The following is a 20,766-nucleotide window of genomic DNA, read 5'->3' as shown; positions in this document are numbered from 1 at the left end:
GGGCGCCGGCTTCGTACGCTTCGTGCGCTTCGTCCATCCGGCCGGAGCCGGCCGGAACCGCGCGGTCCGGACCGCCCGGCGCGAGCGGCCCGGGTCTCCGGTCGCGTCAGTGGGAGTGGCCGTGACCGTGGCCGGCGGCCTCCGACTCCTCCTCGGCGGGCTTCTCGACGACCAGGGTCTCGGTCGTCAGCAGCAGCGAGGCGATGGAGGCGGCGTTCTCCAGGGCGGAGCGGGTGACCTTGACCGGGTCGATGACGCCGGCCTTGACCAGGTCGCCGTACTCGCCGGTCGCGGCGTTGAAGCCGTTGCCCTTCTCCAGCTCGGCGACCTTGGAGGTGATGACGTAGCCCTCCAGGCCGGCGTTCTCCGCGATCCAGCGCAGCGGCTCGACGACGGCGCGGCGGACGACGGCGACACCGGTGGCCTCGTCGTGCTCCTTGCCGAGCGAGCCCTCCAGCACCTTGGCGGCGTGGACCAGCGCGGAACCACCGCCGGAGACGATGCCCTCCTCGACCGCGGCGCGGGTCGCGGAGATGGCGTCCTCCAGACGGTGCTTCTTCTCCTTGAGCTCCACCTCGGTCGCGGCGCCGACCTTGATCACGCACACGCCGCCGGCCAGCTTCGCGAGGCGCTCCTGGAGCTTCTCGCGGTCCCAGTCGGAGTCGGTGGTCTCGATCTCGGCCTTGATCTGCGCGACCCGGGCCTGCACGTCCTCGCCCTTGCCGGCACCGTCGACGATGGTGGTGTCGTCCTTGGTGACGGTCACGCGGCGGGCGGAGCCCAGCACGTCCAGACCGGCCTGGTCGAGCTTGAGGCCGACCTCCTCGGCGATGACGGTGGCACCGGTGAGGGTGGCCATGTCGCCGAGCATCGCCTTGCGGCGGTCGCCGAAGCCGGGGGCCTTGACGGCCACGGCGTTGAAGGTGCCGCGGATCTTGTTGACGACGAGGGTGGAGAGCGCCTCGCCCTCGACGTCCTCGGCGATGATCAGCAGCGGCTTGGAGGAGCCGGCCTGGATGACCTTCTCCAGCAGCGGCAGCATGTCCTGGATGGAGCTGATCTTGCCCTGGTGGATCAGGATGTACGGGTCGTCGAGGACGGCCTCCATACGCTCCTGGTCGGTCACCATGTACGGCGAGAGGTAGCCCTTGTCGAAGGCCATGCCCTCGGTGAAGTCGAGCTCCAGACCGAAGGTGTTGGACTCCTCGACGGTGATGACACCGTCCTTGCCGACCTTGTCCATCGCCTCGGCGATGAGCTCGCCGACCTGCTTGTCCTGGGCGGACAGACCGGCGACCGCGGCGATGTCCGCCTTGGAGTCGATCGGGCGGGCGGTGGCCAGCAGCTCCTCCGACATCGCCTTGACGGCGGCGTCGATGCCCTTCTTCAGGGCGGCCGGGGAGGCACCGGCGGCGACGTTGCGCAGGCCCTCGCGGACCAGCGCCTGGGCCAGCACGGTGGCGGTGGTGGTGCCGTCACCCGCGATGTCGTTGGTCTTGGTCGCCACCTCCTTGACGAGCTGGGCGCCGAGGTTCTCGTACGGGTCCTCGACCTCGACCTCGCGGGCGATGGTGACACCGTCGTTGGTGATGGTCGGAGCGCCGAACTTCTTGTCGATGACGACGTTGCGGCCCTTGGGGCCGATCGTCACCTTCACGGTGTCGGCGAGCTTGTTGACGCCGCGCTCGAGGGCGCGACGGGCGTCCTCGTCGAACTTAAGGATCTTCGCCATGGGTTGCCTGAGTCCTCTCAACGAGCCGCGCCCCGGCGCCCGGTGGTTCAGTACACGGGAGAGCCGGGGCGCAGATCAGAATTGCTGGGTGAATTACTTCTCGACGATCGCGAGCACGTCGCGAGCCGAGAGGACGAGGTACTCCTCGCCGCTGTACTTCACCTCGGTGCCGCCGTACTTGCTGTAGAGCACGACATCGCCGACGGAAACGTCGAGCGGAAGACGGTTGCCGTCCTCGAAGCGGCCCGGGCCGACGGCAAGGACGACGCCCTCCTGGGGCTTCTCCTTGGCGGTGTCCGGGATGACCAGGCCGGAAGCCGTGGTCTGTTCGGCGTCGAGCGGCTGGACCACGATGCGGTCCTCGAGCGGCTTGATGGCAACCTTGGAGCTGGCGGTCGTCACGATCCGACCTCCCCCTTCGGAGATCTCACGGGGTTAACTGTCTGAGGTGGCGACCGGGTAAATCCGTCGTCGCGGGTGCCGGACCTGCCCGTCGCTGTGTTGGCACTCGCCGGTGGTGAGTGCCAGCGCCGAGCCTATGACGGCGTTAGCACTCGGTCAAGCTGAGTGCCAACGAGTCGTGACGCGGGCGGGCCCGGACCGGGTCACCCCATCGCGGACATGTCCATGTACACGAGCTCCCAGTGGTGCCCGTCCGGGTCCTGGAAGGAGCGGACGTACATCGGGCCCTCCTCCATGGTGTCGCCGGCGGGCGAGCCGCCGGACGCCAGCGCCTTGTCCGCCAGCCGGTCGACCTCCTCGCGGCTCTCGGCGGCGAGGGCGGTGATCACCTGGGCGTTCGCGCTGGTGTCCGGGATCTCCTTCTTGGTGAAGCCCTTGAAGAAGGGCTCGGAGAGCAGCATGGCGAAGATGCTGTCCTCCTTGAGGACCAGACAGGCGGCCTTCTCATCCGAGAAGCGCTCGTCGAAGGAGTAGCCGAGTGCGCCGAAGAAGGCGCGGGAACGCTGGACGTCCTTGACGGGGAGGTTGACGAAGACGCTGTTGGTGGCCATGGTGTCGCCTCTTCTCTCTCGCCCGCACCGTCGCCGGTGCGAAGCTGTGCTGTGCGTGCTGTGGCTGTGCGGGGTGGCTGTGCGTGCTGTGGCTGTGCGGTGTGTGGCTGTGCGTTCTGCAGCTGTGCGATCCGCAGGGGTGGACGGGCGGGCCGGGCGGAACTCATCGGTGGCGGCGGGTTCTTCTCCGGATGCGCTCTCCGGGACCGGGTTCGGGTTCGGGTTCGGGGGCCGAGGTCGGATTCGGGTTCGGGGCCGGGGTCGGGACCGGCTCTCAAGGGGCCTCGATGTAGTCCTCCAGGAGCGCCACCGCGAACCCCTCCTCCGTGGCCTGGTCCAGCAGCCGGCGCAGCACGTCGCGCATGTCGCCGTCCCAGTGGGCCGGCCCGCGGAAGTGCGTCAGGACGATGTCGCCCGGGCGGAAGCGCCCGTCCAGCGCGCCCCGGCGGTACTCCGTCCGCTCCGGGAAGACCTCCTCGGTCCACAGCGGCACGACCTCGATCCCGCAGGACGCGGCGGCGCGCAGCGTCGCGTGGTCGTAGCCGCCGAAGGGCGGGCGGAACATCACGGGACGCACGCCCGTCTCGCGCTCCAGGTTGTCCTGCTGGGCGCAGATCTCCCGGCGCTGCCGCTCGTAGGGGAGATTGGGGAGGTAGGGATGGGTGAGGGTGTGGTTCTGGATCCCGGCGCCCAGGTCGCGCATTTCGCGGAAGTAGCCGTAGCCGTCGCGGGCGAGGCTGTGCGTGAGGAAGGCGCTGACCGGGACGTTCAGCTCCCGGATCATGCGGAGCAGGCGGGGGTCCTTGTCGTCGCCGTCGTCGATGGTCAGGAAGATGACGCGGTCGTCGGTGGGGACCCGGGTGATCACGTGCGGCAGCCCGTCCGCCGGGTCGTGCGCGCCGCGGCGGAGCCCTTCCGGGGTGGTCAGCACCGGTTTGACGGTGGGCGGGGGCGGCGGGGCGAGCGGCGCCGAGCGCAGCCCCCAACGGCGGGCCACGGCCTGGCGCACGGACGGGGCGCGCCGCAGCCGCTCGGCGCGGGCGGCGAGGGCCCGGGCCGGGACGGAGAGCAGATCGCCCGATCCGGGCACCTCGTCGGGGGCGGCGTTCCGGGCGTCGGGGGACGGATCGTGAGCCGGTGCGCGCTCCTCGGAGGGGGCGCAGGCCGCGGCGATGAGTCCGGCGAGGACGAGGGCGGCCGCGGTGCGCCCGGTACGGACGGCGCGGGGGCGGGCCGTCCCGCGAGGGCCTGCCCGCCGGGTCCGCGCCTTCTCCGACTCGGCCGACTCGTAGCCTTTTCGTACAAGTCCCATGGAATCGGATGCTGCCAGTGCCTCCACCCGGCGCAACTCCGGTGCCCCGTCCGCCGGTCCCCGCCCCCCGTATGGCCCACAATGAGCAGGTGAACGACCCCGCCACCGACTCCCCCGGCTCCGCCGACCCCGCCGTCTCCGCCTTCTCGGCGTTGCTCACCGGCGAGGGGCGGGCCCTGCTCGGCGAACTGCGCGACCACGACCCGGCGCGGGAACTGGCGACCGCCACCCGGCTGCGCCGCGAACACCCGGCCGAACTGGTGTCGGCCGCGCTGGGCCAGGCACGGCTGCGGCAGCGGGCGGTGGCGAAGTTCGGCGCGGGGGACGCGTACCGGATGTTCTTCACGCCGAACGGCGTCGAGCAGGCGACCCGCACGTCCGTCGCCACGTACCGCGCGCGCCGCCTCGCCGCGCTCGGCGTACGGCGGGTGGCGGACCTGTGCTGCGGCATCGGCGGGGACGCGATCGCCCTGGCGCGGGCGGGGATGTCGGTGCTGGCGGTCGACCGCGACCCGCTGACGTGCGCGGTCGCCCGGGCCAATGCCGAGGCGCTGGGGCTGGGCGGGCTGATCGAGGTGCGCCGGGCGGAGGTGACGGAGGTGGACACGGGCCCGTACGACGCGGTGTTCGTGGATCCCGCGCGGCGCGGCGGACGCGGCCGGGTGTTCGACCCCGAGGCGTACTCGCCGCCGCTCTCCTGGGCCATCGGAGCGGCGCGCGGGGCGCCGTACGCGGCGCTGAAGATCGCGCCGGGCGTGCCGCACGAGGCGGTGCCGGAGGACGCGGAGGCGGAGTGGATCTCCGACGGCGGGGACGTGAAGGAGGCGGTGCTCTGGTTCGGCACGGGCGCCGGCACCCCCGGCGTCCGCACCGGCGCCGGCAGCCCGGTCACCACCGGCTCCGGTAACGGCGCCGGCGCCTCCCCCGCCACCGGCTCCGGCATCGCGGACGGCGTCAACACCCGTACCGGCAGCGGCATCCCCGCCGGCACCGGCACGCCGCTCGCGCCGGGTGCCCGGCGCGCGACCCTGCTGCCGTCCGGCGCGTCCCTGCTGGGCGCCGGCCTGCCCGACCCGGAGCCGGGGCCGGTGGGCCGCTACCTCTACGAGCCGGACGGCGCCGTGATCCGGGCCCACCTGGTGGCGGACGTGGCGGCGGAACTGGAGGGCGGCCGCCTGATCGACCCGACCATCGCCTACATCACGGCGGACGCCCTGACGCCCACCCCGTATGCGACGGCCTACGAGATCACCGACACCCTCCCCTTCAACCTCAAACGGCTCAAGGCTCTGCTGCGCGAACGCGAGGTCGGCACGCTGACGGTCAAGAAGCGCGGCTCGGCGGTCGAACCCGAGGAACTGCGCAAGCGGGTCAAGCCCAAAGGCCCCAACGCGGCCACGGTCTTCCTCACCCGCGTGGCCGGGGCCCCGGTGATGCTGATCGGCCGTCCGGCGCCCCGCTGAGACGGGTCGGCCAGGGCTCCGCCCCTGGTGAGACGCTCCTCCGTCCAATGGGCGAGACGGGTGGAATGGGATGAATCCCTCCCGTGTTGAATCCCGACACCGTACGGATGTACGGACACACGGGTGTATGGCGCACGGGGACGGAGAGCCGGGAATGGGCCGCAAGGACGAGCGGGACGACCAGATCGCCGACATCACGATCGTGGCAGTGGTCTGCGTCGTGTGCACCGGGGCTTTCGGCATGGCCGGGCGGGCGGTCTCCGAAGGACTGCTGGACCAGTCGCTCGCGGGCCGGGCCGTCGAGATGGCCGCGTGGTTCACCGGAGTGCTGGTGTCCGCCTTCTGGGCGGTCGGCCGCCTCCGCTGAGCCGACTCCGCCGAACCGGCGTGCGGCCGCCCGGGCCGCGCGGCACCCGGAGGAACCCGCACGCCGTGTGACGACGCACGTTGCTACAGTCGCGGAGACGCGTGAACGGATCAACGGGTCAACGGGGGAGGGGAGTTGGCGCTGTGATCAGCGCAGCTGAACGGTCGGGAACGGCGGCCGGCCGGTGACGGGGGCGGGCCGGGGGCCGCGGCCGAGCGACCGGCAGCGCCGGGAGGAGCGGGAATCGCTCAGGACCCCGCCGCCCGACGCGGGACAGGGCTTCGACGTGAAGCCGTCTCATCTGTACCTCACCTCCGCCCTGCTCAGGGACGGACAGTTCGCTCACGACAAGAACGCCACCATCCTCGTCGACACCCTCGATCCATACCGCCAGTCGGCCGGCGCCGGTTCGGGCGCGGACAACTTCGCGGCGGCCTACGAGAAGGTGGCGACGCGGTTCCTGGAGGTGTGGGGAAAGAGCGTCGTCAGCGTCGGTGGCACGGCCGTGGGTCTCACCGAGACGGCCAACAACTACGCGGCGGCGGAGTGGTTCAGCAATGCCAGGATGCACGGGCCGCCACCACGCCGTGACCCGCCCTGGGTCATCGAGAAGGAGCCGTCCTACGGGCCGGTGTCCGGTCTCCGGTGGACCGGCACGGGCGAGGACTCCGACTGGGAGATCGCCGGGATCCTCGGCGAGATCCCGGACTTCCTGGCCGATGTCATCCGCCCGGCGATCGAGCACGGGCTGCGGCTGGGGCGGATGCACGAAATCACTCCGGGCGCGAAGGAGGACGAACTCAAGAGCGTCGGCGCGGCCTGGGGCGCGGCGGGCCGGGCCGCCGAGAAGGCGGCGGACGGCTTCGCGAAGACCGTCGGCGGGATCACCGACGGCCGCAACAACGAGTGGCAGGAGGCGATGAACGCCTTCTGCCAGTCCATCTGGGGCACCACCGCCTGGGGACAGAAGCGGAACGAGGCCAACGAGCCGGTCCGGGATGGTGACGGACGGGACTGGCGGACCAACAAGGCGGTCTCCCCGGCACAGCGGCGGCCGGTCATCGAGGTGCTCAAGAAGACCGCCGAGACCGTCCAGAAGGCATGCGACGCCGTGGCCGCGGCGATCGTCACGGTGCGGGGGATCACCACGGAGCTGGGCAAGCAGGCAGCCCGGGCCACGGTGAAGGACCTCACTGTGAACCTCGACTTCTGGGAGCTGACCCGGCTGGGTTCGACCATGGCCTTCGGCGAGATCGTGATGACCTTCCGTTCCCACATGGACACGGCCACCGCCAACGCGGCCATCGACGCCTACCACGCCTCGTGCGACGAAGCGGCAGAGCTGCTTCGCGGCTGCCTGCCCGAGTTGGACGAGGCGTACCTGAGCGCTCCGACCTTCAACGCCGAGGCGGCACGGGCCCAGGGGTTCGGCGCACGCTCATTGCGGGAGTTCCGAACGGAACACCACTACACCATCCCCGACGGAGACAAAGAGAATCACTTCTATGCGGTGGACCTCGCCAACCAGGAAGGGATCCACAACAGCCACGTCATCGACAAGCACGTCGGCAAGACGGACGAGCAACTGGCCCAGCGCCTGCGCGACCAGGAGGGAATTGCGGCATCATCGGCCTTCGACAACCTGGCCGTTGCCCAACGGGCCACTCAAGACGCCATGGATCACATAGGTCCTGATGCCGGCGACCCCAGCACCCAGGGGGAGGCCAACCGAGGAGTCAACAACCCCGAAAAGATCGAGAAATGGCTGTCGCGGCCACGGCAGGACAACTCCATCCTGCCTTTGGATGCGGTCGAGTTCGACTACGCGACGGGAAGAACAGTCACCACCGATGATCCGGAGACGGCCCACGCCAGGGATACCCACAGCGTGAAGGTTGTACTCAAGTACAAGAACGGTATCGATCCGCCCTTTGTCGTCTACACTTCCATGCCCGCTCTTCCGTAAGGCCGCCACGTATGCAACAGAAGGAATTTAGCCTGCCGAGTTGCGCGCTCGATCTCTTCGATCCACGTTTCACTTACCTCACCCTGTTGCCGCGCATGGAACGGGATTGGGCAACGGACATCGTCACCGCGCTGGCCCCCGATTCCAGTACCCCACCGGACCGGGAAACCCGGCGCCCTCCGGCGGAGATCAGCAGCGTATCCGGCACGACGTTGCACGGGAACCTATGGAAGATTTCACGGCTCGGAGCGGCCGACCTGCTGAAGATCATCGCAGTGGGTTCCTTGCTCGGCGGCTTGGACGCGTCGGCGTTCACTCCGGACAACCGACGGGATGACTGCATTCAGCAGTTGCTGCGGGATTTTTCGGAGGACGACCTGTACCTGACGAACCATGGCCACGCCGAAGACGGAGATGAGGAAAGTCTACTGAGCCGTACGTTCCATTTCAGCGCGATGACTTCGTCCCTGCTGGATGTGGCACTGGTGGCCATTTCATCGTCCCGCATTCTCGTCGCCTGGCGCTTCGAACAGGATTAGCCCACGAAAGGAGGGCAAGGCCGTGCTGACGCGATCCGCGACCTATCCCGACCGGGATACCGCCCAGTGGTGCACCCAGCAAGTGGTCACCCGCAACGAACAGGTGATCCACCGCTGGCTGGCGCAGGGCACCCGGCAGCGGCTCGTCATCGAGGCCGCCTGGCCGTCCCGCCCCGAGCCCGTCGGGCGGGTCCTGCTGCAGGCGATGCTGTTCGCCGGGCGCGGCCCCGTGGATGTGCGGGCCGCGCGGGTCGTGCTCAAGCGGGACCCTTCACAGCCGCACGGCTTCACCGTGCGGTCCACCTTCCCGATCTACCTGTAGCGGCGGACGGAGCACCGTGACCACCGGCAACGGCAACGGCAACGGCGACGACACCGGCAGCAGCAACGGCAGCGGCCAGAGGCTGAATGCCTCCGGGCAGAAGCTGACCCGTCTCGCGAACGACCTCGACGCGATGCAGCGCCACCTGGAGCGGCAGGCGCGCCGCATGGGCGAGCTCATCGACTCCGTCGGGGCCGGCTGGCGGAGCGGGGCGGCACGCGCCTACCAGGACCTGCAGACCGGCGTCTCCGAGGACCTGGTCCGGATCGGCCAGTCCCTCGCCCTGCTCGAAGAGGCCGTCCGGCTCAGCCGGGACGGCTTCACCGAGCAGGAACTGGAGGTCATGCAGCGCTTCCGGCAGGTGCAGGCGTCCGTGGATGTGCCGGGCCGGGCGGAGGAGTTGATGGAGGGCGGCGGGGACGGCAGCCCGGGGGACACGCCGCCGGCCGCACGGAGCGCCATCCTCGATCTCTGAGATCAGACGAGACCAGACCAGAGCAGACCGACCACCCCAGGGGGCCACATGTCCGGTGACGACCACATCGAGGTCGGCTTCGCCACGCTCCGTTCCGTCTCCTCCGAGCTGGAGGGCATCCTCAAGGATCTCAACCGCGGCTTGGAGTCCCTGTACGAGCGGACCGAGGAGGTGGTGCTGAGCTGGGAGGGCGAGGCCCGTGACATGTTCGTGGACAGCCTCGACCGCTGGGACCGGTCCCTGCAGGACCTGGAGGGCGCCCAGCGCTGGCTGCACGAGGTCGTGACCACCGGACACATCAACTACAGCGCCGCGCACCAAGCCGTGCTCCGCGGCTGGAGAGGCTGACGCCAGGCGATGAAACCGCTCGAACACGATCGCCGCTACGGCGAGTTGGACCAGGTCATCCGTGCCTACCTCGGCCGGGCCGCCGACGACTCGCCGGAACACCGCAGCACCGCCCTCACCGCGTATCTCCGCCACACCTGGCACACCCGGCCGTGGGCCGTGGCCACCGCCGAGCGGCAGCTCCGCGAGTACGCCCGGAACCCTCCCGGCCGGCTCCGGCTGCGGCTCGGCGAGTTCTACCCGGTACCGGATCCCGGGCTCGCCGAGGCGGAGATCCAGGACTGGTTGCTCCTGGTCGCCGACCACCTCGCACGGAGCGTCGACGTGGGCGACGTGCCGCCGCCCGTGGCCGTCCCCGAGACACACTGGGAGTGGCACGCCCGCTTCCCCGAGCTGGGCCAGTTCCTCGGCGGGTGGTTCTCCCAGGACATGCCGGACGAGTTCGGCGGTCACGGTGCCGCCTTCGACGACTATCTCGCGGGCACGGACCCGGCCGTCACCGCACGCCTCGCCGGGGAGCTGGCCGAACTGCTGGCCCTCGACCTGGAGGAGTCCGACTACGCGCTGGCGGTGGCCGAGCTGGGCATGGAGGTCGATCCCCCGGCCCCGTACTCCCCCGGCGGCTGGCTCGCGTCACTCGCGGCCCGGCTCGGGGGTGGGACACCCGAGTCCGCGACGGGGACAACTCCGGAGTAACCGACACACCTGACCGGCACGCCGGCCACCGCACACGGTCACCCGGGGATCGCCCTGCGGCACCGCGCCGGACGAACACCGGGGCATCCCGCACCGGTTGCGGCTTGGGTGCGGGGCACCCCGTCTCCGTAACGGAAAAGGCGGACCGGCCCGGCTTCCGTGCGGCAGAAGTCGGGCCGGTCCCGGTGGGCGCGGGTATCGGGACGCTGTGCGCGCGGGGTCCCCGACGCCCTGCCCCGGTCGGGGAGGAGGCGTGGAGGCGGCCGGTTCCAGGGCCGTCAGCCCTCGGCCGGTCACTCGGTCAGCCGGTCACCAGCAGGACCTCCAGGGTGCGCGGGCCGTGGACGCCCTCGACGCGCCGGAGTTCGATGTCGCTGGTGGCCGACGGGCCCGAGACGAAGGTGAGCGGGCGGGCCGGGTCGAGCCGCGCCATTCCCTCCGGTACGGAGGCCACCACCTGGTCCGCGCGGATCACGCACAGGTGGTGGTCCGGCACCAGGGTCAGCGCGCGCCGACCCTGGCCTGGGCCGCCGTCGAGGACGAGGGTGCCCGTGGCGGCGATGGCGGTGACCGCCGTGGTCACCACCCCGTCCACCGCGTCGAGTTCCGCCACGGTCAGCGGCGGGTCGCCGTCCGGGAGCAGACGGGGCGCGAGGCCCGGGACCGAGCCGGGGGGCAGCTCCGGGTACCAGTGCTCCGGGAAGCCCTCGGGCAGGACGACCCGGGCGGCGCCCCGCGCGGCCAGGGACTCGGCGATGGCGCCCGCCACCGCGTCGTCCGCGACCGTCCTTACCGTCGCCTTGTAGTCGACGAGACGGTCTTCGAGGAGCCGCAGCGCCTCGGGGGAGCCGGGGGCCTCGGGGCCGGCCTGGGAGTAAGCGCGTTCCACCGGGACGGCCGCCGGCACCGGGCCCGGTCCGGAGGCTCCGGGTACGTCGGACAGCGCGCGGCGGACGCGGCCCAGGATCGCCGCGCGGGCCTCGTCGTTGCGGGCGTCGCGCCCGTCCGCCGGGGGGCGGGAGGCCGGTGCGCCGGAGGACGGCGCACCGGAGCCCGGCGCGGGCGAGCCCGGTGCGGGGGTGGGTCCGGGGGTGTCGGGGGTGGTCATCCGTGGGTCCTCTTCCACCAGGCGCGGAACGATTCCTGTGGCGGGGCCGGGGTGTCGCGGGCGTCGCTCCAGGCGGACAGCGGTCCGGGCAGCCGGCCGATCCTCCCCGGGGGCGTGTGGCCCCGTCCGGCGAGCAGCCGTCCGCCGAGGGAGCCGAGCCGCTGTGCGGCGGCCAGCCGGCGGGCGTCGGAGAGCACCCAGCGGGCGGCCTTCATCGCCATGCGTTCGGAGAACGCGCCGCGCCGGCCGCCTGTGTCTCCCTTACCGCCCCCGCTCGCACCCCGCTCGCCGTCCGCGTCCCCGGCCGGGCCGCCGCCGCTCCCGGCGGCCCGGCGGGGCGCGTCGCCGCCCGGTGGCCCGTCGGCGACCCTGGCCCGCAGATGGACCAGCACCTCCGGGATGTTGATCTTCACCGGGCAGACGTCATAGCAGGCACCGCAGAGCGTGGAGGCGTAGGGCAGGGACTTGTCCACGTCCGACTGGATGCCGCGGAGCTGCGGGCCGAGGATCGCGCCGATCGGGCCCGGGTAGACCGAGCCGTAGGCGTGGCCGCCGACCCGCTCGTAGACCGGGCAGACGTTCAGACAGGCCGAGCAGCGGATGCAGTTGAGGGCCTGGCGGCCGATCTCGTCGGTGAGGACGTCGGTGCGCCCGCCGTCGAGGAGCACCAGGTGGAAGGTGCTCGGACCGTCGCCGTCGGCGGTGCCGGTCCAGGTGGAGGTGTAGGGGTTCATCCGCTCCCCGGTGGAGGAGCGGGGCAGGAGCTGGAAGAAGACCTCCAGGTCCTGCCAGGTCGGCACCAGCTTCTCGATGCCGACGACGGAGATCAGGGTCTCGGGGAGGGTGAGGCACATCCGCCCGTTGCCCTCGGACTCGACGACCACGGCGGTGCCGGTCTCGGCGACGAGGAAGTTGGCGCCGGAGATGCCGACCTTGGCCCGGAGGAACTTCTCCCGCAGATGGCGGCGGGCGGCGCCCGCCAGATCGCGGGGCTCGTCGGTGAGGCCGTCCGGGGCCGGGGTGCCGTAGTCGCCCATGGAGCGGAGGAAGGTCTCGCGGATCTCCGAGCGGTTGCGGTGGATGGCCGGGACGAGGATGTGCGAGGGGAGGTCGTCGCCGAGCTGGACGATCAGCTCGGCGAGGTCCGTCTCGTACGCGGCGATCCCGGCCTCGGCCAGGGCCTCGTTGAGCCCGATCTCCTGGGTGACCATCGACTTGACCTTGACGACCTCGGTCTCGCCGGTGGCCCGGACCAGTTCGGTGACGATGCGGTTGGCCTCGTCGCCGTCCCGGGCCCAGTGCACCACGCCGCCGGCCGCGGTGACCTTCTCCTCCAACTGGAGGAGATAGCGGTCGAGATGGCGCAGCGTGTGCTCCTTGACGGCGCGGCCGGCCTCGCGCAGCTCCTCCCAGTCGCCGAGTTCGCCGACGACCGCCGCCCGCTTGTCCCGGATGGTGCCGGTGGCGTGCGCGAGATTGCGGCGCAGCTGGGTGTCGCCGAGTGCGGTCGCGGCCCCCTCGGGGAAGGCCGGCATGCCGACGAAGGTTCCGCCGCTCATCGCTTCGCCCCCTTCGCCGTACCGGACGCCGTTCCGCGGTGTGCCGGGCCGGCGGCGGCCGGCTTCCCGGGTGCCGGGTCCGCCTCCGTACTGGCCAGGATCTCCGCCAGGTGCAGGGTGCGCACGCCGGTGCGCTGCCGGGACAGCGCACCGGCGATGTGCATGAGGCAGGAGTTGTCCCCCGCGCAGAGGACCTCGGCGCCCGTGCTCCGCACATGGCGGACCTTGTCGGAGCACATGGCGACCGAGGTGTCCGCGTTCTTCAGCGCGAACGTTCCGCCGAAGCCGCAGCACTGATCGGCCTCGGGCAGTTCCACCAGGTCGATCCCGCGGACCGCGCGCAGCAGTCGGAGCGGCTTGTCGCCGACCCGGAGCATGCGCAGGGAGTGGCAGGTGGGGTGGTAGGTGACCCGGTGGGGAAAGTACGCCCCGACATCGGTGACCTTCAGTACGTCCACCAGGAACTCGGACAGCTCGTACACCTTCGGCGCGGCCGCCACGGAGGCGGCCAGCCCCGGGTCGCCGGAGATCTCGGCGACCCGGCCGTGGTTCTCGCGCACCATGCCGGCGCAGGAGCCGGACGGGGTCACGACGGCGTCGTAGCCGGCGAAGACCTCGCCGAAGGAGCGGACGAGCGGAATACAGTCCCGCTGGTAGCCGGTGTTGAAGTGCATCTGGCCGCAGCAGGTCTGCTCCGGTGGGAACTCCACCGTGCAGCCGAGCCGCTCCAGCAACGTCACCATCGCCCGGCCGGTGGCCGGGAAGAGGGTGTCGTTGAAGCAGGTGATGAACAGGGCGATGCGCATGAGGGGATTCTCCGTCCGCCGTTACGGCAGCATCCAGGCCAGCACGTTGGACTGGAGGTAGACCAGGACGCACATGGCCAGCAGCAGTCCGAGGCTCCACTTGATGGCGCCGCGGAAGAGCTGGGACTCCTTGCCGACCAGGCCGACCGCCGTGGCGGCGATGGTGAGGTTCTGCGGGCTGATCATCTTGCCGACCACGCCGCCGGAGGTGTTGGCGGCGACGAGCAGGGTCGGGTCGATGCCCGCCTTGGCGGCGGCCGCCTGCTGGAGGGTGGCGAACAGGGCGTTGGCCGAGGTGTCGGAGCCGGTGACCGCCACGCCGAGCCAGCCCAGGATCGGGGACAGGAAGGCGAAGGCCGCGCCGGTTCCGGCGATCCAGGTGCCCATGGTGATGGTCTGCCCGGACATGTTGAGGACGTAGGCGAGGGCGAGCACCGAGGCGACGGTGAGCAGGGCCCAGCGCAGATTGAAGACGGTGGAGCCGAACTCCCGCGCGGAGATGACCGGGTTGACCTTGTAGACGAGCGCGACCAGCACACCGGAGATCAGCAGCAGGGTGCCCGGGGAGGACAGCCAGGGCAGGGTGTAGACGGTGCTGCCGACCACGTCGCCCGCGGCGTTGAGGATGTTGCCGTCCAGGCCGGGCCAGGGGATCTTCACGTCCGTCGAGGCCAGGAACTCCTTGAACGGCGTCCACAGCTTGGCCATCGAGAAGATCGCGATGATGATCAGGTAGGGCACGAAGGCCATGAGGATGGAGCCCTCGCGGCGGTCCGTGGTGGCGTTCGCGGTCTCCTGCGCCGCGGCGGCCTCCTTGCCGAGCTCCTTCTCGGTGGCGAGCTTCAGCGCCGCCTTGGCGTCCTGGCCGCCCTGCGGCTTCCAGACGCGGAGGAAGACGACCAGCGCGGCGAGGCCGACGAGCGAGGCGACGATGTCGGTGAGCTCGACGGAGATGTAGTTGGCGCTGACGAACTGGGCGAGGCCGAAGGCGGCACCGGAGACGAGGGCCGCGGGCCAGGTCTGCCGCATACCGCGCTTGCCGTCGACGAGCGCCACCAGCAGCAGCGGCACGAAGAGGGCGAGCAGCGGGGTCTGCCGGCCCACGTAGGCGCCGATCTCGGTGTAGGGGATCTTGGTGAGTTCACCGGCGGTGATGATCGGGATGGCGATCGCGCCGAAGGCGACCGGCGCGGTGTTGGCCACCAGCACGGTGATCGCCGCGCGGACCGGGGAGAAGCCCAGGGCCATCAGCATCACACCGGTGATCGCGACGGGCGCGCCGAAGCCGGCGAGGGCCTCCAGCAGACCGCCGAAGCAGAAGGCGATGATGATCGCCTGTATCCGGGGGTCGTCGCTGATCAGGCCGAAGGCCCGGCGGAGATCCTCGAACCGGCCGCTGACCACGGTGAGCTGGTAGACCCAGATCGCGGTCAGCACGATCCACATGATGGGGAAGAGGCCGAAGGCAGCGCCCTGGGTCGCCGAGAGGAAGGCGAGGCCGGGGGCCATGCCGTAGCCCGCGACGGCTACGAGGAGGGCCACGCCGAGCGAGGCCAGGCCCGCCCAGTGCGCCTTCATCTTCAGGCCGCCGAGCAGGACGAAGAGAGTGAGCAGGGGAAGGGCCGCCACGAGGGCGGACAGGCCGAGGCTGTCCGCGATGGGAGAGAGGTCAGGCTGGTACATACGGTCCTCTGAGGGTTTGGTCAGACCATACGGATGGGGCGCGCACACGCTATGCAGCCGATCGCGAGGTGTCCATAGGTTCGACCATCACAATTTTTATGGTCAGACCTTTCACCTCCTTGACCTCACGTATGCTCGCCGGTGGGGGCGACGGGATCCGCCCCGTCCCACGACAGCCAACGACGGCCCTCCGAAAGGGAAGAAGCGTTCTATGCCTGACGCCGCGGCCTGGGAGCCGGTGCCGCGTTCCCGCACCTTCGAGCTCGTGCTGGCCCGCATCGAGGAGCAGATCCTCGCGGGCAATCTGCGGGTCGGGGACCGGCTGCCCCCGGAGCGGGAGCTCGTCGACCTGCTGGGCGTCAGCCGCGCGGCCGTCCGCGAGGCGCTGCGCGTCCTGGAGGCCCACGGCGTGCTGCGCGCCCGGGTCGGCACGGGGCCGTCCTCCGGCAGCGTGATCGCGGCCATGCCCAGCGAAGGGCTCACCCAGCTCCTCCGGCTGCACATGGCCCTGGCGAACTTCCCGCTCGACGACGTCGTCGAATCACGCGCCACGCTCGAACGCGCCAGCGCCCGCCTCGCCGCCCGGCGCGCCACCGTCGAGCACCTCACGCGGATGCGGGCCGAGCTGGACGCGATGGACCAGCCCGGGCTGCCCCGGGAGCGCTTCAACGACCACGACACCGCCTTCCACGTCGCCATCGCCGAGGCCGGCGGCAACCGGCTGATGACGGACATGACCGTCGCCGTGCGCAACGCCTTCCGGCACGTCCTGCTCAAGGCGTTCAACAAGCTCGAGGACTGGGACGCGGTGGCGCGGCGGCTGCGCGGCGAGCACCGGGCCATCTACGACGCGATCGCCGCCGGGGATCCGGAGCGCGCCGGTGATCTCGTGGAGGCCCATATCCGCGGCTTCCACGGTGACGTCATGCGGGGGAAGCTGGACGACTCCGACCTGAGCGGCGGCGACAGCGACAGCGACAGCGACAGCGGCGGTAACGGGAGCGGGACCGGCGGCGTGCCGAGCGGGACCGGGACCGGACGGCGCTGAGGCGCGCGGCCGGGGCGCCGCGGCGCTCCACGCGCCGGGGCGAGGCGCTGCGTACCGCGCCGGGCCGGGTTGGTACGGCGGCCCGGCACCGCAGCCGGACGAGACCGGGGCGCGGGGCGGTACGGCGCGGACCGCCAGGCCCACGGCGCCGGACGCCCGCCCCTTCTCGCGCCGGGGCGCGCGGGCCGACTCAGCTGACGCCGAGGGACTCGAAGCGCCAGCGGTGTACCGGACGGGCGGCCAACTCCGGTCTGGGGTCGGGGAGTTCGGGAACAGCGGCGTCCAGCGGGGCGTCCCACCAAGTGATCACCAGCACCCGCTCGCCGGACGCCGCGAAGGTCTCGCGGCGCAGCGGCGCCCGCTCGCCGTCGAGCCGCTGCTCCCGCACCCAGGCCAGCAGCTCCGCGGCGCGGCCCTCGGCGGCGCGGGCCTCCCACATCAGGGCCACGGTCATGAGTACAGATTCCCCTTGCTCAGCTCGTGGACGTGATCGTGGCTGTGGCTGTGGCTGTGGCCGTGCTCCGCTTCCGCGGGCGCCTCGCCCGGCACGTGCGGTTCCGTGACCGGGAGCGAGGAGTCCGCGGAGAGGTCCCAGGCCGAGGCCGCCCGGCCCCGGGCGACCATCTCGGCCCCCAGCGCGGCGACCATCGCCCCGTTGTCGGTGCAGAGCTTCGGCCGCGGCACACGCAGCGTGATGCCCGCGTCCTCGCAGCGGCGCGCGGCCAGGGCGCGCAGCCGGGAGTTGGCCGCGACACCGCCGCCGATCATGAGGTGGTCGACGCCGTTGTCCCGGCAGGCCCGGACGGCCTTGCGGGTGAGGACGTCGGCGACCGCCTCCTGGAAGGACGCCGACACATCCGCCACCGGCACCTCCTCGCCCGCGTTCCGCTTGGCCTCGATCCAGCGGGCGACGGCCGTCTTGAGCCCGGAGAAGGAGAAGTCGTAGGCGGCGTCACGGGGGCCGGTCAGGCCGCGCGGGAAGGCGATGGCGTCCGGGTCGCCGTCGCGCGCCACGCGGTCGATGACGGGGCCGCCGGGGAAGCCGAGGTTCAGCACCCGGGCGACCTTGTCGAACGCCTCGCCCGCCGCGTCGTCGATGGTCGAGCCGAGCGGCCGGACGTCGCTGGTGATGTCCGGGGCGAGCAGCAGGGAGGAATGGCCGCCGGAGACGAGCAGGGCCATCGTCGGCTCGGGCAGCGCGCCGTGCTCCAGCTGGTCCACGGCGATGTGCGAGGCGAGGTGGTTGACCCCGTACAGCGGCTTGCCGAGGGCGTACGCGTACGCCTTGGCAGCCGAGACGCCGACCAGCAGGGCACCCGCCAGACCGGGGCCGGCCGTGACGGCGATCCCGTCGAGGTCGCCGGGCGCGACCCCGGCCTCCTTCAGCGCGCGCTCGATCGTCGGAACCATCGCCTCCAGATGGGCGCGGCTGGCGACCTCCGGCACGACCCCGCCGAAGCGGGCGTGCTCGTCGACGCTGGAGGCGACGGCGTCGGCGAGGAGGGTGTGGCCGCGGACGATGCCGACGCCGGTCTCGTCGCAGGAGGTCTCGATGCCGAGGACAAGGGGCTCGTCAGCCATGGATGGTCGTTCCCTGTTCGTCTGGGTCCGCTGCCGGGGCGGCTGGGGGTTCGGTGGTGTCTTCGGTGGTGGCGTGGCCGGCGGTGGGCACGGCGTCGGGCTCGGGGGTGTGGGCCGCGGCGGGGGTGTGGGCCGCGGCGGGGTCCCCGGCCTCCGTGAGCGGCAGGTCGTGGGCGGCATCGGCGGCGGGGCCCGGTGCCGTGCGGCGCATCACCAGGGCGTCCACGTTTCCCGGCTGGTAGTAGCCGCGGCGGATGCCGATGGGCTGGAAACCGAAGCGTTCGTAGAGACGCTGCGCGCGGGTGTTGTCGACGCGGACTTCCAGGAGCACCTCGTCGCATTCGAACGCCGAGGCGGCGGCGAGCAGTTCCGACAGCAGGCGGGCGCCGAGACCGGTACCCCAGTGGGTGCGGGTGACGGCGATGGTCTGCACGTCGCCGGTGCCGCCGGAGGCCGCGAGGCCGCCGTAGCCGACGATCCGGCCGACGGCCGTACCGGGCTCGCCGTTCCGCCCGTTCTCGCCGTTCCGCCCGTTCCGGCCGGTCTCCTCGGCGACGGCGTAGTGGCGGGAGGACGCCCGGCCGCGGGCATGCGCGAGCTCCGACCAGAACATGCCCTCCGTCCAGGCGTCCTCCGGGAACATCTCGCGCTCCAGGGCGAGCACGGCGGGGATGTCCCACCAGCGCATCTCGCGCAGGACGACGGCGGGCGGCGCGGGCTCGGCCGCCGTTCCGCCGGTGGCTCCGGTGGTCGCCGCGTCGGTCACCGTGGTGTGACCACCTTGTAGTGGGCCGGCACCTGCGCGTCCGGGCGGCGCAGATAGAGCGGCCGGACCGGCTCCTCGGCGCTCGCCAGGAACTCCGCGTCCCCGGCCGCCAGCCGCTCGGCGGCGAGAGCGGCCAGCGCGGCCGCCGACTGGTGCTCGGGCATGCCCTCCGGCACGTCGCGGAAGACGTCCGGGTAGAGCAGCGCGCCCGCGCCGACCGCCGGCCCGTCCGCGACCTGCTCCGCGATCTCGGCGGGGCGGTCCACGGCGGGTGCGGTGAGGCGGGTGCGGGGGTCGGCGTAGCGGGCCCAGTAGACCTCTTTGCGGCGGGCGTCGGTGGCCACGGTGAACGGCCCCTCCAGCCCTGCCGCCCCGGCGGCGTACGCGATGCCGTCAAGGGTGCACAGTCCGTACACCGGGGCGCCGGTCGCGGCGCCGAAGGCGGCGGCCGTGACCAGGCCGACGCGCAGCCCGGTGTACGGGCCCGGGCCGGCCCCGACGACGATGCCGGTCACCGAGGGCAGCTTCACCCCGGCCTCGGCGAGCACGCGGTCCACGGCGGGGATCAGCAGCTCCCCGTGGCGCCGGGCGTCCACGCGGGACGCCTCGGCGAGGACGCGCTCACCGTCGTGCAGGGCGACGGTGACGGCGGGGGTCGCGGTGTCAAGAGCGAGCAGCAGCACGGGTACAGCCTACGGCGCTCCGCACGGGGCCCGGCCCGGCCCGGGGCCCTGCCCCACCCGGGACACCGGGCCGCCCGGTCCACCGTTCGAGAGCCGAAGCGAGGCGCGTGCGCGGGCCGGGAGGGGGAGGGGCCGGGTGCGGCGCAGTAGCCGAAGCGAGGCGCGGGCGCGGGCCGGGAGGGGGGAGGGGCCGGATGCGGCGCAGTTGCGCGGGCGGGCCGGGCTCAGGCACGGGGCGGGGTTCCGGCGCGGGGCGACCGCGGGCCGGGGCTGGGACTCCCGGGCCGAGGAGATGGCTCCGGCGCGGGCCCTGGCAGTGCCGGGGCCCGGGCACCGGGCGGGGCTCCGGCGCGGGGCGACCGGCGGGGCTGGGGCTCAGGCCGTGGGCACGGCTCCGGCGCGGGCGGGGCAGGGCTCCGGCGCGGGCGCGGGGCGGGGGTGCGGCGGTGCTAACGTCAGGCACACGCACGTACGACGGTACGAAAAGGTGGTCGCAGGGGTGGCAGTGAGCAGCTCGGGGAAGATCGTGGCCGGGCTGACCGCGGCGGCTCTCGCCGCGGTCGGATTCCTGACCTACCAGGCTGCCGCCAGCGCCTCCGACCGGCCGGCCGTCCCCAAGGACCGCGCCGCCGCCTCGTCCTCACCCGAGCCCGGCGCCGGCTCCGGCTCCGGCTCCGGCTCCGGCAAGGACGCCGGACCGGAGAGCGGGGAGACGGCCGACAAGCAGCCGCCCGTGCCCGCGGACTCCGGTACCGGGCTGCGCGTCGTCTACTCGCTGAGCGCGAAGCGCGTGTGGCTGGTCGGCGAGGACGAGCAGCCGACCCGGACCTATGAGGTCTGGCCCAGCGCCGTGAGCCCGGAGCCGGGCGAGTACGCGGTGGTGTCCCGCGCAGAGAGCGTCGCCGGATCGGACGGGGTGCCGATCGAGCACTCGGTGGTGTTCACGACGGCCGAGGGTGTGGTCATCGGCTTCAGCGCCGCGGTGGACGGCTCGAAGCCGGATCCGGGCGCGGAGCGGAAGACCGGCGGGATACGGGCTCCGCGCAAGGACGGCGCGGCGATGTGGAAGTTCGCACCGGTCGGCACGAAGGTCGTCGTGGTTCCCTGAGCGGTTGGGCCGGGGCCTTCGTTCCGTCCGGGCCGGCGTTTGATCCCGGGCACTGTTCGGTCCGGCTGCCGTTCGGCTCGCGCCGTCGTTCCGTCCGGGCCGGCGTCTCGGTGTCCCGCTCGGGGCCCGTGGCGCTCCTCATCCGCTCCACCTGGCCGACGACCGGGGCGGACGGCTCCTCGGGCAACTCC

The 20,766-nt window shown here is 72.2% G+C and carries 21 protein-coding genes and 1 pseudogene; 10 read left to right on the top strand and 12 right to left on the bottom strand.

Annotation, left to right across the window (positions count from 1 at the left end; translation table 11 throughout):
* Positions 1–106: 106 nt before the first annotated feature.
* From groL to IF83_RS0104105, 4 genes are all read right to left on the bottom strand, one after another.
* Positions 107–1,732, bottom strand: a complete 1,626-nt coding sequence (gene groL / locus IF83_RS0104120; protein ID WP_030542622.1) for a chaperonin GroEL — start codon at positions 1,730–1,732, stop codon at positions 107–109.
* A gap of 93 nt (positions 1,733–1,825) precedes the next feature.
* On the bottom strand, positions 1,826–2,134 hold the full coding sequence (gene groES, locus IF83_RS0104115) for a co-chaperone GroES (RefSeq protein WP_019710502.1): 309 nt from the start codon (positions 2,132–2,134) through the stop codon (positions 1,826–1,828).
* 203 nt (positions 2,135–2,337) lie between these two features.
* Positions 2,338–2,745, bottom strand: a complete 408-nt coding sequence (locus tag IF83_RS0104110) for a VOC family protein (protein ID WP_030542621.1) — start codon at positions 2,743–2,745, stop codon at positions 2,338–2,340.
* A 274-nt stretch (positions 2,746–3,019) separates the two neighbouring features.
* A complete protein-coding gene (locus IF83_RS0104105) occupies positions 3,020–4,057 on the bottom strand; it encodes a polysaccharide deacetylase family protein (RefSeq protein ID WP_030542620.1) in 1,038 nt (345 codons plus the stop codon).
* Positions 4,058–4,128: 71 nt separating this feature from the next.
* On the opposite strand from IF83_RS0104105, the gene IF83_RS0104100 reads away from it, so the two are divergent.
* From IF83_RS0104100 to IF83_RS0104065, 8 genes are all read left to right on the top strand, one after another.
* Positions 4,129–5,520, top strand: coding sequence for a THUMP-like domain-containing protein (locus tag IF83_RS0104100; RefSeq protein WP_051722433.1), 1,392 nt, complete (start codon positions 4,129–4,131; stop codon positions 5,518–5,520).
* A 127-nt stretch (positions 5,521–5,647) separates the two neighbouring features.
* Positions 5,648–5,887, top strand: coding sequence for a hypothetical protein (locus IF83_RS0104095; RefSeq protein ID WP_158710994.1), 240 nt, complete (start codon positions 5,648–5,650; stop codon positions 5,885–5,887).
* Positions 5,888–6,173: 286 nt separating this feature from the next.
* The gene (locus tag IF83_RS32915; protein ID WP_158710993.1) at positions 6,174–7,853 is read left to right on the top strand and encodes an RNase A-like domain-containing protein; all 1,680 of its coding nucleotides are present in this window, start codon (positions 6,174–6,176) and stop codon (positions 7,851–7,853) included.
* A gap of 11 nt (positions 7,854–7,864) precedes the next feature.
* Positions 7,865–8,392: a hypothetical protein gene (locus tag IF83_RS0104085; protein ID WP_030542616.1), complete on the top strand. Its 528-nt coding sequence runs from the start codon at positions 7,865–7,867 to the stop codon at positions 8,390–8,392.
* A 22-nt stretch (positions 8,393–8,414) separates the two neighbouring features.
* Positions 8,415–8,714 carry an RNase A-like domain-containing protein gene (locus tag IF83_RS0104080; RefSeq protein WP_030542615.1) on the top strand — a complete coding sequence of 100 codons (300 nt, stop codon included), beginning with the start codon at positions 8,415–8,417 and terminating at the stop codon, positions 8,712–8,714.
* Positions 8,715–8,730: 16 nt separating this feature from the next.
* Positions 8,731–9,189 carry a WXG100 family type VII secretion target gene (locus IF83_RS0104075; protein WP_244176818.1) on the top strand — a complete coding sequence of 153 codons (459 nt, stop codon included), beginning with the start codon at positions 8,731–8,733 and terminating at the stop codon, positions 9,187–9,189.
* A 48-nt stretch (positions 9,190–9,237) separates the two neighbouring features.
* On the top strand, positions 9,238–9,537 hold the full coding sequence (locus IF83_RS0104070) for a WXG100 family type VII secretion target (protein WP_030542613.1): 300 nt from the start codon (positions 9,238–9,240) through the stop codon (positions 9,535–9,537).
* Between the two features lie 9 nt (positions 9,538–9,546).
* Positions 9,547–10,233: a contact-dependent growth inhibition system immunity protein gene (locus IF83_RS0104065; RefSeq protein ID WP_030542612.1), complete on the top strand. Its 687-nt coding sequence runs from the start codon at positions 9,547–9,549 to the stop codon at positions 10,231–10,233.
* A gap of 301 nt (positions 10,234–10,534) precedes the next feature.
* On the opposite strand, the gene IF83_RS0104060 is transcribed toward IF83_RS0104065, so the two are convergent.
* The 4 genes from IF83_RS0104060 to IF83_RS0104045 are packed head-to-tail and all read right to left on the bottom strand — an operon-like array spanning position 10,535 to position 15,389.
* Positions 10,535–11,341: a LutC/YkgG family protein gene (locus tag IF83_RS0104060; RefSeq protein ID WP_078843148.1), complete on the bottom strand. Its 807-nt coding sequence runs from the start codon at positions 11,339–11,341 to the stop codon at positions 10,535–10,537.
* Positions 11,338–12,900 (bottom strand): lactate utilization protein B, encoded by a 1,563-nt coding sequence (locus tag IF83_RS0104055; protein WP_030542610.1) that lies wholly within the window; start codon positions 12,898–12,900, stop codon positions 11,338–11,340. The genes IF83_RS0104060 and IF83_RS0104055 overlap by 4 nt, the downstream gene beginning before the upstream one ends.
* Positions 12,897–13,706, bottom strand: coding sequence for a (Fe-S)-binding protein (locus IF83_RS0104050; protein ID WP_078843147.1), 810 nt, complete (start codon positions 13,704–13,706; stop codon positions 12,897–12,899). Before IF83_RS0104050 ends, IF83_RS0104055 begins: the two co-directional genes overlap by 4 nt.
* A 21-nt stretch (positions 13,707–13,727) precedes the next feature.
* Positions 13,728–15,389 carry an L-lactate permease gene (locus IF83_RS0104045; RefSeq protein WP_030542608.1) on the bottom strand — a complete coding sequence of 554 codons (1,662 nt, stop codon included), beginning with the start codon at positions 15,387–15,389 and terminating at the stop codon, positions 13,728–13,730.
* A gap of 211 nt (positions 15,390–15,600) precedes the next feature.
* Here IF83_RS0104045 and IF83_RS0104040 point away from each other — a divergent pair, with 211 nt between their 5' ends.
* The gene (locus tag IF83_RS0104040) at positions 15,601–16,437 is read left to right on the top strand and encodes a FadR/GntR family transcriptional regulator (RefSeq protein ID WP_078843146.1); all 837 of its coding nucleotides are present in this window, start codon (positions 15,601–15,603) and stop codon (positions 16,435–16,437) included.
* A gap of 190 nt (positions 16,438–16,627) precedes the next feature.
* Here the strand turns inward: IF83_RS0104040 and IF83_RS0104035 are convergent, their stop codons facing one another.
* The 4 genes and pseudogenes from IF83_RS0104035 to tsaB all read right to left on the bottom strand — a co-directional run bounded on the left by IF83_RS0104035 (position 16,628) and on the right by tsaB (position 19,467).
* The gene (locus IF83_RS0104035) at positions 16,628–16,891 is read right to left on the bottom strand and encodes a hypothetical protein (protein ID WP_030542606.1); all 264 of its coding nucleotides are present in this window, start codon (positions 16,889–16,891) and stop codon (positions 16,628–16,630) included.
* Positions 16,888–18,018: a tRNA (adenosine(37)-N6)-threonylcarbamoyltransferase complex transferase subunit TsaD gene (gene tsaD / locus IF83_RS0104030; RefSeq protein ID WP_030542605.1), complete on the bottom strand. Its 1,131-nt coding sequence runs from the start codon at positions 18,016–18,018 to the stop codon at positions 16,888–16,890. The genes IF83_RS0104035 and tsaD overlap by 4 nt, the downstream gene beginning before the upstream one ends.
* 76 nt (positions 18,019–18,094) lie before the next feature.
* Positions 18,095–18,706, bottom strand: a pseudogene (locus tag IF83_RS29825) (GNAT family N-acetyltransferase); the annotation flags it as partial.
* A 74-nt stretch (positions 18,707–18,780) separates the two neighbouring features.
* The gene (gene tsaB / locus IF83_RS0104020; protein ID WP_030542603.1) at positions 18,781–19,467 is read right to left on the bottom strand and encodes a tRNA (adenosine(37)-N6)-threonylcarbamoyltransferase complex dimerization subunit type 1 TsaB; all 687 of its coding nucleotides are present in this window, start codon (positions 19,465–19,467) and stop codon (positions 18,781–18,783) included.
* A 499-nt stretch (positions 19,468–19,966) separates the two neighbouring features.
* Here tsaB and IF83_RS0104015 point away from each other — a divergent pair, with 499 nt between their 5' ends.
* Entirely contained in the window at positions 19,967–20,575 is a 609-nt protein-coding gene (locus tag IF83_RS0104015; protein WP_030542602.1) for a L,D-transpeptidase, read from the top strand.
* Positions 20,576–20,766: the final 191 nt, after the last annotated feature.

It is taken from the genome of Streptomyces albus subsp. albus (genome assembly GCF_000719865.1).
Taxonomy (GTDB): Bacteria; Actinomycetota; Actinomycetes; order Streptomycetales; family Streptomycetaceae; genus Streptomyces; species Streptomyces albus_E.
This window is presented reverse-complemented; position numbering and strand designations above follow the sequence as displayed.